Annotated in this window: 11 protein-coding genes; 3 read left to right on the forward strand and 8 right to left on the reverse strand. The window is 35.7% G+C overall.

The features are described from left to right. The first annotated feature begins 15 nt into the window (after positions 1 to 15). Positions 16 to 1,365, forward strand: a complete 1,350-nt coding sequence (gene gatA, locus JJQ98_RS04760; protein ID WP_170252203.1) for an Asp-tRNA(Asn)/Glu-tRNA(Gln) amidotransferase subunit GatA — start codon at positions 16 to 18, stop codon at positions 1,363 to 1,365. Beyond that, on the forward strand, positions 1,362 to 2,813 hold the full coding sequence (gene guaB / locus JJQ98_RS04765; RefSeq protein WP_151104633.1) for an IMP dehydrogenase: 1,452 nt from the start codon (positions 1,362 to 1,364) through the stop codon (positions 2,811 to 2,813). Before gatA ends, guaB begins: the two co-directional genes overlap by 4 nt. Before the next feature lie 144 nt (positions 2,814 to 2,957). Here guaB and JJQ98_RS04770 read toward each other — a convergent pair whose 3' ends face one another. Both JJQ98_RS04770 and serS read right to left on the reverse strand, forming a co-directional pair. Then, complete coding sequence (locus JJQ98_RS04770) at positions 2,958 to 5,324, reverse strand: tetratricopeptide repeat protein (protein WP_151104632.1); 2,367 nt, start codon at positions 5,322 to 5,324, stop codon at positions 2,958 to 2,960. Between the two features lie 4 nt (positions 5,325 to 5,328). Next, positions 5,329 to 6,624 (reverse strand): serine--tRNA ligase, encoded by a 1,296-nt coding sequence (gene serS / locus JJQ98_RS04775; RefSeq protein WP_005020916.1) that lies wholly within the window; start codon positions 6,622 to 6,624, stop codon positions 5,329 to 5,331. A 158-nt stretch (positions 6,625 to 6,782) separates the two neighbouring features. Here serS and JJQ98_RS04780 point away from each other — a divergent pair, with 158 nt between their 5' ends. Further along, positions 6,783 to 6,992, forward strand: a complete 210-nt coding sequence (locus JJQ98_RS04780; protein ID WP_224757606.1) for a hypothetical protein — start codon at positions 6,783 to 6,785, stop codon at positions 6,990 to 6,992. On the opposite strand, the gene JJQ98_RS04785 is transcribed toward JJQ98_RS04780, so the two are convergent. The 6 genes from JJQ98_RS04785 to surE are packed head-to-tail and all read right to left on the reverse strand — an operon-like array spanning position 6,989 to position 11,380. Then, entirely contained in the window at positions 6,989 to 8,329 is a 1,341-nt protein-coding gene (locus JJQ98_RS04785) for an MATE family efflux transporter (RefSeq protein WP_151104631.1), read from the reverse strand. The genes JJQ98_RS04780 and JJQ98_RS04785 overlap by 4 nt on opposite strands. Next, the gene (locus tag JJQ98_RS04790) at positions 8,322 to 8,882 is read right to left on the reverse strand and encodes a class I SAM-dependent methyltransferase (RefSeq protein WP_151104630.1); all 561 of its coding nucleotides are present in this window, start codon (positions 8,880 to 8,882) and stop codon (positions 8,322 to 8,324) included. The genes JJQ98_RS04785 and JJQ98_RS04790 overlap by 8 nt, the downstream gene beginning before the upstream one ends. Beyond that, positions 8,875 to 9,756: a carbon-nitrogen hydrolase gene (locus JJQ98_RS04795; protein ID WP_151104629.1), complete on the reverse strand. Its 882-nt coding sequence runs from the start codon at positions 9,754 to 9,756 to the stop codon at positions 8,875 to 8,877. Before JJQ98_RS04795 ends, JJQ98_RS04790 begins: the two co-directional genes overlap by 8 nt. Next, the gene (locus JJQ98_RS04800) at positions 9,757 to 9,918 is read right to left on the reverse strand and encodes a hypothetical protein (protein ID WP_166666944.1); all 162 of its coding nucleotides are present in this window, start codon (positions 9,916 to 9,918) and stop codon (positions 9,757 to 9,759) included. It abuts the gene before it with no gap. 2 nt (positions 9,919 to 9,920) lie between these two features. After that, positions 9,921 to 10,601, reverse strand: a complete 681-nt coding sequence (locus JJQ98_RS04805) for a ThiF family adenylyltransferase (protein WP_054197707.1) — start codon at positions 10,599 to 10,601, stop codon at positions 9,921 to 9,923. Then, on the reverse strand, positions 10,598 to 11,380 hold the full coding sequence (gene surE, locus JJQ98_RS04810) for a 5'/3'-nucleotidase SurE (protein ID WP_151104628.1): 783 nt from the start codon (positions 11,378 to 11,380) through the stop codon (positions 10,598 to 10,600). Before surE ends, JJQ98_RS04805 begins: the two co-directional genes overlap by 4 nt. Between the last annotated feature and the right edge of the window lies 1 nt (position 11,381).

Below are 11,381 nucleotides of genomic sequence, written 5' to 3' on the forward strand. Positions count from 1 at the left end.
AAATTGATGGATAGTATTCCTACTTTACAAGAGGCTTTGAAGCTTGATAGAGATGGTATTAAAGAATTAAAAGAAAAATTAAAAAAGAAAATTCAAGAAAGCAATTTAAATGCGTATGTTGGAGAATTGCAAGATTATCAAGAGGATTTTTTGCCTATTGCAATTAAAGATAACATAAATGTAAAAAATTGGGAGATTACTTGTGCAAGTAAGATATTAAAGGGTTATATTGCCCCTTATAATGCTACAGCAGTGGAAAATCTTTTAAGCCATAAAATGGCACCTTTTGGGCGGACTAATATGGATGAATTTGCTATGGGAAGCACAACTGTAAGTAGTTGCTATGGAAAAACGCTTAACCCAAGAAATCCAAGCAAAGTCCCCGGTGGAAGTAGTGGAGGGAGTGCTGCAGCAGTCGCTGGTGGAATCGCACTTGCAGCATTAGGCAGTGATACAGGTGGAAGTATTCGCCAACCTGCTAGTTTTTGCGGTTGTGTGGGATTGAAGCCCACTTATGGTAGGGTTAGTCGTTATGGATTGGTGGCTTATAGCTCTAGCCTTGATCAAATTGGACCTATTACGCAAAATGTAACAGATTGTGCCATACTCTTTGATGCAATAAGCGGATATGACAAAATGGATTCTACTTCTGCTAATCTTGCACCTACTAAAACCCATAAGAATCTTAATCCTAATACCAAAATGAAAATTGCTATTTTGCCAAATCTACTAAAGGATGCGGATGCAAATATTCAAAATGCCTATCAAAAAACAATTGATAGATTAAGTAAAGATGGGCATACGATTATTGAAAAAGAAATGCTTGATACAAGCTATATTATCTCTGCATATTATGTAATTTGCACCGCTGAGGCAAGTTCGAATCTCGCAAGATTTGATGGTGTGCGTTATGGAAATAGGGCAAAAGATGTTAATAATCTTAAAGAATTGTATTTCAAAACGCGTTCTCAAGGGTTTGGCGATGAGGTGAAAAACAGAATCTTGCTTGGCTCATTCGTGCTTAGTAGTGGGTATTATGACGCATATTATATTAAAGCTCAAAAGGTGCGGACTTTGATAGCAAGGCAATATAGCGAGATTTTAAAGGAATGTGATGTGATTTTGTCTCCAGTGGCACCTAGTACAGCTTTTGGATTTGATGAATGCAAGAGTCCTTTGCAGATGTATTTAGAAGATATTTACACTATTGGTGTGAATCTCGCTGGTCTCCCAGCACTTTCTTTGCCTGTAAGCGAAGATGATGGAATGCCTATTGGAATGCAGCTTATCGGAGATTCTTTTGCAGAACAAAAGATTTTAGATTTAGGATTGAATTTGGAAAATTTATGTAAGGAGGATTTATGAAAATTAGAGCGCGTGCATTGACTTTTGAAGATGTTTTGTTGGTTCCAGCTTATTCTGAAATTTTGCCCAAAGAAGTATCATTGCAGACAAAATTTAGCAAAAATATTACTTTAAACTCTCCTTTGGTTTCTGCGGCAATGGATACAGTTACGGAATATCGCACTGCTATTGCTATGGCAAGGGTTGGAGGGATTGGGATTATTCACAAAAATATGGATATTAATTCTCAAGTAGCACAAATCAAGAAGGTTAAAAAAAGCGAAAGTGGTGTGATTATTGATCCGATATTCATTAGTCCTGAAGCGACTTTGATGCAGGCAAAAGCAATCACAGATAATTATAAAATTTCTGGTGTGCCCGTGGTTGATGATAGTGGAAGTTTGATTGGGATTTTGACTAATAGGGATATGCGTTTTGAGACGGATTTAAATCGCTTGGTCAAAGAAGTGATGACAAAAGCACCTTTGATTACTGCACAAGTTGGTACAAGCCTAGAGGAAGCACGCAATATTATGAATAAGCATAAAATTGAGAAATTGCCTATCGTGAATGAAAAGGGAATTTTAAAAGGGCTTATCACAATTAAAGATATTCAAAAGAGGATTGAATATCCGCACTCTAATAAAGATGATTTTGGTAGATTGCGTGTTGGTGCTGCTATTGGTGTATTTCAATATGATAGGGCTAAGGCATTGGTAGATGCGGGAGTAGATGTTTTGGTGTTGGATTCTGCACATGGGCATAGTCGGGGGATATTGGAAACCATTAAAGAAATTAAAAAGCATTTGGTGGTAGATATTGTCGCTGGAAATGTTGCCACAAAAGAAGGGGCTAAGGCATTGATTGAAGCTGGGGCTGATGGTGTAAAAGTGGGCATTGGTCCAGGAAGTATTTGCACTACTAGAATTGTTGCTGGTGTTGGAGTGCCGCAAATTACAGCAATTGCTGATGTAGCAGAAATATGCAATCAAGAAGGGATTCCGCTTATTGCTGATGGAGGTATTAAGTATTCAGGGGATATTGCAAAAGCACTTGCAGCAGGTGCAAGTAGCGTGATGATAGGAAGTATGCTTGCAGGGACAGAGGAATCACCGGGAGAGACAATCATCTATCAAGGTAGGCAGTATAAAAGCTATCGCGGAATGGGAAGCTTAGGGGCTATGAATAAGGGAAGTGCAGATAGATATTTCCAAGAAGGCACAGCACAAGAAAAGCTTGTCCCAGAGGGAATAGAGGGCAGGGTGCCTTATAGGGGCAAGATTGCAGATGTGATTCATCAAATGCTTGGGGGATTGCGTTCTTCAATGGGGTATTTGGGGTCAAAAAATATTCCTACTTTGTGGGAAAAAGCGGAGTTTGTAGAGATTACGCAAAGTGGTTTGAGGGAATCTCATGTGCATGATGTGATGATTACCAAAGAAGCCCCAAATTATCATATTAGCAATTAATGATTTTCTAAGGGCGAGATTGATTTTGGAAGTTATGACTATTTTGACCTAAATAAAATAGTTGTAGGTTTCTTCCTTTGAATGCCGCACTTTATAAGAAGCAATGAGCTTCAAGATTTAAAATTAAATGGAGCATTAGTAAAATTATCTATTTAGTAATTTTTCTGTGTCAATTTTAAAGTCAAAAAACTCTGAAATTATGCCAGAATTTCCGATGGTTGTAAATTGTGAAGCTGCGGCATTGTAGTTGTTTTCTTGTAGGTATAAAATTCCATTAGCGATTCTTGTTTCATAATTGGTTGGCGCTTCGAGTTTGGAGAGTTGCAAAAGTGTAGCGGCATTTTCTGTATGTCCTGCTCCAACCGCTGCAACTGCTGCTAAAAAGAGAGTTTGAGTGTCTTGCTCTTTAAAATCATCAATAAGGCTATTATAAAGCGTGAAAGATTTTTCGAATTCTTGTAAGTAGATATAAGTTAGGGCAAGTGCTTGAATCACGCCTCGTACATCTTTTTGCTCGGTAATTAGGCGATTGTCCAAATCCTTTTGCACATAGTGCAAAGAGCCGATGATATAGGCAATCTCAATATATATTTCTCTTACAACCGCTGCACCATAATAAATGGGTTCTTTATTGATTGAGGGGTTTTGATAATAGCTTTGTAGTTTCAAAGAAAGGCTTTTTGGGTCGTCTTTATAATTGAGAGCTAAGAGCTCTAAGAGATTGCTTAAAGGGTCATTTGGAAGTATGGATTTTAAGCTACTAGCAGAGCTAATAAGTAGGCTTTGGTTTTGAAGTAGGATACTTTGGGTGAAGTTTAGCGCATAATAAATTGCAATATTGCTTTTTTGGGTTTCTAGGAATTCTAGTGGCATAGGTGTGCCATTATGCACAAAATTAAGCAATGCGCGGATAAAATCTCTTTCTTCTTTGGTGCCTTTTAGATTGATAATTTCTTGGTTGATTTCGTTGTTTAATCGTGTAGAATCTCGGTATGTAAGCTGGGAAGTGATAAGTGCAAAAATGCCTGCTTGTAAATCTTGGGGATTGAGATGAAAAGCGCGGATAAAGTGCTGATAAGAATGGTCAAAATCTCCCATTTGTGCATAATTTAATCCTAAATTGTAGTGCAAAATAGAGTGATTAGGATAATCAGTAATTGCAGTGGTTAATAGTTTATTGGCATTTCGGATATTTCCATTAAGTGTTTCTAAAATAGCATTGGCGATATTTTTATTGACTTTGGAGATGGTTTGTCCTCGGAGTAGAATCTCTTTGGCTTCTTGGAGATTTTCAATGTGGATATTAATTCCACCTTCTTGAATGATATTGAAAGCTTCTTTTGCATCAAAAACTTTATAGGGAGCAAAATAAAAGAGAATTTTATAGGAATTAAGCTTTAAGCCATTGAAATTATCCCAAAAACGCTTTTGAGCAATATTGACATCAAAGAAATCTTTTTTGAGGGAAATTTTGATAGGATAGGGATTTTGATTGATTGATTCTTTGTCATTGGCGTATTTATTGAGGATTTTTGAAGCATCTGCAAATCTTGAAAGCTGAAGCTTCATAAGAAGTAATGCCATTTCTTTGTCTAATGAAGTTCCGAGTGCTTCTATGCTTTGTGTGATGAGGCTATGGGCTTTGGAGTAATCTCCAATTCTTGCATAAAGTAAGGCAAGGTTAAACCAAGTGTTTGGATTTTTGGAGTTTTTTTCGAGTATTTCTATTGCTTTGTAATCATCGTTGAAATAGGTGTATAAAGAAGAAAGTAAATAATTGTTTTGTTCTTGATAATAAGTAGAGCTTTGGTGCGTGAGTGGAGAGAAAGCCTCAAAGTAATTGCCTTTGTAATAATGTGTGAGTGCATAAAGATAAGAATAAAGCGGAAGATTCCCAGAATAGGGGAGATAAGTTTCTGCCAAATCTAAATAATATTTGTATTTTAAGGGTTGATTGAGATAAAGGGAGCATACAGCAGCATTAAGAGAACTAATTACTCGATCCTCCCCCAAATCAATGGCTTTTTGAAAGGATTGCAAAGCATTTTCATAGGATTTTTCTTCCATTTGGGCAACCCCTAAATTATAGTTGGATAATCCTTCTGAATAGCTTGAAATTTTTTCGTATAAGTCTAATGCTTCTTTTTTGTTTCCGTTAGAATATAAAAAATTAGCTTTTTTGAGCCAAGCTTCTAGGTTTTCAGCATTAGTAATAATATCTCCACCTCTTTGGATAGAAAACTTTGGTGGTAGGATTTTGGATTCTTGTTGTGTGTTGGTTGTAGGCTCTTGTGAGAGAAATTGTCCAAGTAAGAATATAAAGAAAATGATAAGAAAACCAAGTAACAAAGCAAGGGCAATAGCTAGTTTTTTGCGTTCTTTAAAGAAAAGTTGAATCTTTTCAAATTTGCTAAGTTGCTTTGGTTTTTCTTCTTTTTTTAAAATGTCTTGTAAGATGTCAAAACCATCATCAAGGCGTATAATCTGCTTATCATCTTCTTGGAGAGCCATTTTGTTACCTTAAGTAAGGTTGTAAAACGCTGGGAATCTCGATACTTCCATCTTCTTGCTGGTAATTTTCCATAATTGCAACAAGTGTTCTTCCAACAGCTAGGCTAGAGCCATTTAGGGTATGGACTAAATGATTTTTTTTGTTGGCATCTTTGTATCGGATTTTTGCGCGTCTGGCTTGAAAATCTCTTGTGTTTGATATAGAGCTAATTTCACGATAGCAGTTTTGTCCAGGAAGCCAAACTTCAATATCAATGGTATTGCTTGCACTAAAGCCCAAATCCCCCCCGCAAAGCTGGATTAGTCGGTGTGGTAATCCTAGTGAAGTGAGCAATGCAGAAGCACAAGCCACCATTCTTTCTTGCATCATCTCGCTTTCTTGCGGAGTTGTAATTGCTACAAGCTCTACTTTATCAAATTGATGCTGACGAATAATGCCTCTTGTATCTCTCCCAGCACTTCCTGCTTCTTTTCTAAAGCAAGGCGTGTAAGCAGTCATCATTAATGGCAGTTCTTCTTCTTGCAGAATTTCATTGTTATGAAGGTTGGTGAGTGTAACTTCTGCGGTGGGAATCAAATAAAGCTCATGTCCTCTTTTTGCTTCTTTGGAATCTTGTGATTCTTCATCGTCAAAATCTGAAATTTTAAAAAGATCATTTTCGAATTTTGGTAATTGTCCTGTTCCAAAAAGCATTTGTGAATTAACAATCACGGGAGTTCCAACCTCGCTAAAGCCTCTTTGGGTATTAAAATCCAACATATAGTTAATTAAGGCGCGTTCTAGTTTTGCACCCATACCCATAAAAACACTAAAGCGACTTTTGGCAAGTTTTACTCCGCGTTCAAAGTCAATCCAACCATTTTTTTCTGCAAGTTCCCAATGTTCTTTTGGGCTAAAAGAAAAGGTTTTGGGTTCAAGAATCTTTTTGATTTCTACATTGTCATTCTCATCTTTGCCAAAAGGAGTTTTAGAATCCGGGATATTTGGTATCATATAGGATAGCTCTTGTAGTTTTTCTTCCCACATTTGAGATTCTTGAGTATAGAGGGAAATTTCTGCTTTAAGCAAATCGCATTCTTTTTTAAGCTCTTGAATGTCTTTACCCTCTTGTTTATATTGCGCAAAAAGTTTTGTTTTGCTATTTTGTAGTGCTTGTTTTTCTTCTAATGCAATTTTTTTCTGCTTATAATTAAGGTGTGTTTGGCGAAGAGTTTCTAAAAAAACTTCATCGATATTGCGTTTTGAGAGCCCTTGAACTACATTTTCAAAATCATTAACTAAAAGCTTCAAATCTATCATAATTTTTCCTAAAAATAATTTGATTGATTCTATACTAAAGCTTGTTAAAAACAGCATAAAATTATTATTTGTATTCTTAAAAATTTTTCAAAAATGGTGGTATAATTTTGAATTATTTAGCAATAACATTGAAATATAAGGAATGAAAGTTGGGAAGTGTGGGAAGTTTTGCGTTGGTTTTTGGGATTATTATAGCCATTTCTTTGTTGATTGTTCTTGCGACAATTATTTCTGTGATGAGAAGTGGCAATAAATTAACTTCTTTTGAGAAAAAGATTCTAGTATTTGTGGCAATGGCACTTTGTTTTTTTGTGATTGTTTTGTATATTGCCTCGAATTTTTCACTCTTTTTAGCTTGGATTTCTTAGATTTTGTGTTTTCTCCAAATTCCCATTTGAAAAATTTTCCAATATACAAAAGCACGCAAAAAAGTCTCTAAACAGATACAAATATAAATATAAATAATGGGGTAACCAAGTTTTGCAAAAAAATAGCAAGGAATTACCCGAAGCCCCCAAATCATAATAGAATTAACAATCAGTGTAATTTTGGTGATTCCAGCACCTCTTAAAGCCCCATCTAAAATACAAATAAATGCAAAAGCAATTTGTGAGATACCAATGGGGATAAGGTATTTTGCACTAGCAATTATAGTTTGTGAATCTTTGCTAAAAAAGCTTGAAAGAAAAGGAGCAAAAGCACTCATAATAAAGCCAACAATCCCCATAAAAATACCGCCAAGCAAGAGAGTATTTAAGGTGCTATATCTTGCTTCAAGTGGTTTTTTAGCACCCAGATTTTGCCCCATTAAAGCCATTGCAGCAATCATAAATCCAAATCCCGGCATAAATGCAAAACCTTCAATTCTTGTGGCAATTTGATAGCCTGCTAAATCATAAGTGCCATAAAGGGCTATAAATTTGGTCATTAAAATAATGGAAAAAAGAGTAAAAAGCCTCTCGCAGCCTGAAGGGATTCCTACCATAAAAGCACGCTTGATATAATTGAAATTAATTTTGCCTTTAAGCGAAATGGGAGATTTTTTGTAAAGCAAAAGGCACAAGAATAATGCTAGAGTTTCTGCAAAATTGACAATAAGTGTCGCAATAGCAGCACCAATGATTTCAAAACTTGGAATAAAGAAAAAACCAAAGATAAAAATATATTTTAAAGCGGGATTAAAAAGAGTAATGAATATTTTTATAAAAAAAGGGATTTTTGTAGCCCCAGCGGCAGAAAATGCAGAAATGCTAACTTGTTTTATCAAAAGCAAAGGGATAGAAAAAAGTGTAATCGCCAAGTAAGAATGACCTATTTGTCTTGCTTCATCTGAGATTCCAACCCAGCTAAAAAAATAATCAAATCCCAAAAAAGCTAAAATTAACAAAGGAATAGAAAAACAAAAAGCTGCAAAAGTAAGACTCAAAACAACTTCATCGGCACTTTTTCTATCCTTAGCACCCAAAAAGCGAGAAACCAACGCGCTATTCCCTACAAATATAATTGTGGTAAAAGCAAAGAATAGCATAATATAATTAAGGCTAATGCCAACAGCCACAATCGCATTTGCCCCAAAAACTCCAATAAACATTAAATCGATGGATAGATTAATAATATCTAAAAGCGAGTTTAAACCAGAGGGGATTGCAATATTTAAGATTTTTCTACTTCTTTCTTTGGAGTAGAATTTTAAACAATTAAGCACGCGCAACAAGCCTAGCAACTAATGCCAAAGAAGAATCTTTATTGTTTCTTTGGATAAGTTTTTCTTGATAAAAGAGTATTTCTAAATCCAAAAATGATTTTAATAATTCATTTTTGCGTAATAAATGGGAAGAATCTTTTGCAAAAGCATTGAATGCCTCATTATCGCTTTTGATGAATGTTTCAAAGATTAAAAGTCCGCCCTTTTTTAAACCCTCAATCATAAAAGGAAATAATCTACGCTCCAAAAAAAAGCTATTGCAGATTAAATTATAAGTGTGTGGAGGAATTTTGAAGGTGTCTAAATCCTCACAAATGGGATTAATATCAATCTCATTTTGTAGTTTAGAAATTGCATAAGAGGAAATATCAACACTATCTACCACAAAGCCATTGTCTCGCATAAATTTTGAATTTCTTCCCATTCCGCACGCAATATCCAAGGCTCTCCCTTTTGGCGCTAGATGAATATTTTCTGTCAATAATTGTAAGGGATTATCTAGGAGTGGATTAATCTTGTGTTGTAAATCCCATTTTTCTTTATCTTTAATCATCAAATCGCTTCAAAATACTTTGATAAGAATCAATACGCCTATCACGCAAGAATGGCCAAATCCTTCTGACTTCTTCAGTGCGTTTTTTATCCCATTCAAAATAAATAATTTCCTCATTTTCTACACTGCCAAGTGCTAGAATCTCACCTTGAGCACCAAAGGCAAAGCTAGAACCCCAAAAGCGAATTCCCGCCAAAACCTCACTAGAATCTTTTTCAAAACCAACGCGATTAATTGCTGCTACAGGGATTCCATTTGCTATGGCATGTCCTCTTTGGATTGCTATCCAAGCTTCTCTTTGACGCTCTTTTTCATCTTTTGAATCTTCATCAAACCAACCAATGGCGGTGGGATAAATAAGAATTTCTGCCCCTCTTAATGCCATAATCCTTGCTGCTTCAGGATACCATTGATCCCAACAAACCAAGATTCCAAGTTTCCCAAGGCTAGTTTGAATGGGGGTAAAATCTAAATCGCCCGGTGTAAAATAGAATTTTTCATAAAATCCGGGATCATCAGGAATGTGCATTTTGCGGTATTTACCGGCAATTTCTCCATTTTTTTCAAAAACAACTACGGTATTGTGATAAAGTCCGCTTGTGCGTTTTTCAAAAAGTGAGGTTACAAGGACAATATTATTGTTTTTGGCAATCTCGCTAAAATACTCACAATCTTTTTGAAAACTTAAAGCATAATCAAAAAAATCTACATTTTCACTTTGACAAAAATATTCTGTGGTGTGCAGCTCTTGTAGCAACACAAGATTCGCACCATTTTGTGCAGCTTCTTTTATCATTTTTGCACTTGCTTGCATCGTTGCAGCTTTTGTGCCTTTGAAAGCTTGTTGTATGAGTGCTACTTTGATAGGTTGCATTTAGTAATCCTCATCGCTTTCATAGTCATCATCACTGTTTTCATAGTCATCATCGTCATAATTATATTTATCGCTATCTTCATAGCGTGAATCATAGCCATCATACTCTTCTTCTTCAAATTCTTCGCATTCATCTTCATAAGATTTTGTTAGTATTTGCATTTTTACTCCTTTTGTAAAATAATTGAAATAGCTTCGCTTGCAAGACGCAAACCAAAGCTCCCAGTAACTCCGCTAAAACTCCCTAGTTCTTTGCATTTTGGAATTTCTGGGCTAAAGACTGCCAAAAAATCTCCCTTGAAACCTTGTTTTTTAAGCCCTTCACGGAATTTTCTAGCAAACTTATCCCCATAAGTTTTCCAAATGCTTGCACTTTGGATTTGTGAGGGGTCGAGTTTTTTGGCACTTCCTGTGGAAGAAAGTAAAATAGGATAATTGTTTTGTTTTTTGGTGTGATTAGCAATCTTTAGTGCAAGGGCGATTTTTGCATCAATATCATCAATTGCATCAATAACAATATCAAAAGAGCTAAAATCAAAATCATTCAAAAAATCTTTTGTAATTTTGGTTTCTATGGCTTCTATATTTGGATATTTTTTGGACAGCACTTGCACCTTTTTTTGTCCCAATCCCTCAAAAGAGCCAATTTGTCGATTCTGATTAGTTTCATCAAAACTATCATAATCAATAATGCAGATTCTTCCAATTCCTGTGCGATAGAGACAATCCAAGGCAAATCCGCCTACACCGCCTACACCCAATAAAAGCACATTAGCCTTTTGGAGTTTTTTAAAACCTTCTTCTTTGAAGAGTAGAAGTGTCCTAGCAAAGCGTTTATCACTCATTGTAAAATCCAATTTTGTAAGTTTTCTAGGCGATTTCTAGCGGTAAAATCTAAGCTAATGGGTGTGATGGAGACAAAATTATTCATAATAGCATTGAAATCTGAGGTTTCTCCATTGTTGCGTTCTTCCCAATTTAGGGGGTGGAGACCAAGCCAATAATATTCTTCTCCACGCGGATTTCTATGCAAATGTGCATCATTTCCATAAACTCTAATGCCAAGTTCTGTAATTTTAATGCCATTGCATTGTTCTTTTGGAATTTGTGGGATATTGACATTGAGGAATTCACGCTCACCAAGAGGAAATCCCTTATCTAAGACTTTTTTTGCTAAATGATAAATTGTATCTTTGGCAAGGGAAAAATCAAATCCAAAATAATCCTTATCTTGCAAAACTTGTGAAATAGCAATAGAAGGGATTCCATGCAAAACGCCCTCCATTGCAGCACTTGCTGTGCCTGAATAGCTGACATCTTCCCCCATATTAGAGCCGATATTAATGCCACTTACTATTAAATCTGGTTTGAAGTTTTCTTCATAAAGGGCATGGAGTGAAAGATAAATGCAATCAGTGGGACTACCATCATCTAATTTATAAAAATCATCATCAAGCTTGATGAATCTAAGAGGGCGTGTAAGTGTCATGCCATGCCCACAAGCAGATTTTTCATTAGCAGGAGCAACAATGACAATATGCCCCAAAGGCATTAAAGCTTCTTTGAGTGCTAAAAGCCCGGGAGATTGATATCCATCATCATTAGTTATCAAGATTCTTTTCATT

Source organism: Helicobacter pullorum NCTC 12824 (genome assembly GCF_017979475.1).
In the GTDB taxonomy this organism is placed as follows: Bacteria; Campylobacterota; Campylobacteria; order Campylobacterales; family Helicobacteraceae; genus Helicobacter_D; species Helicobacter_D pullorum.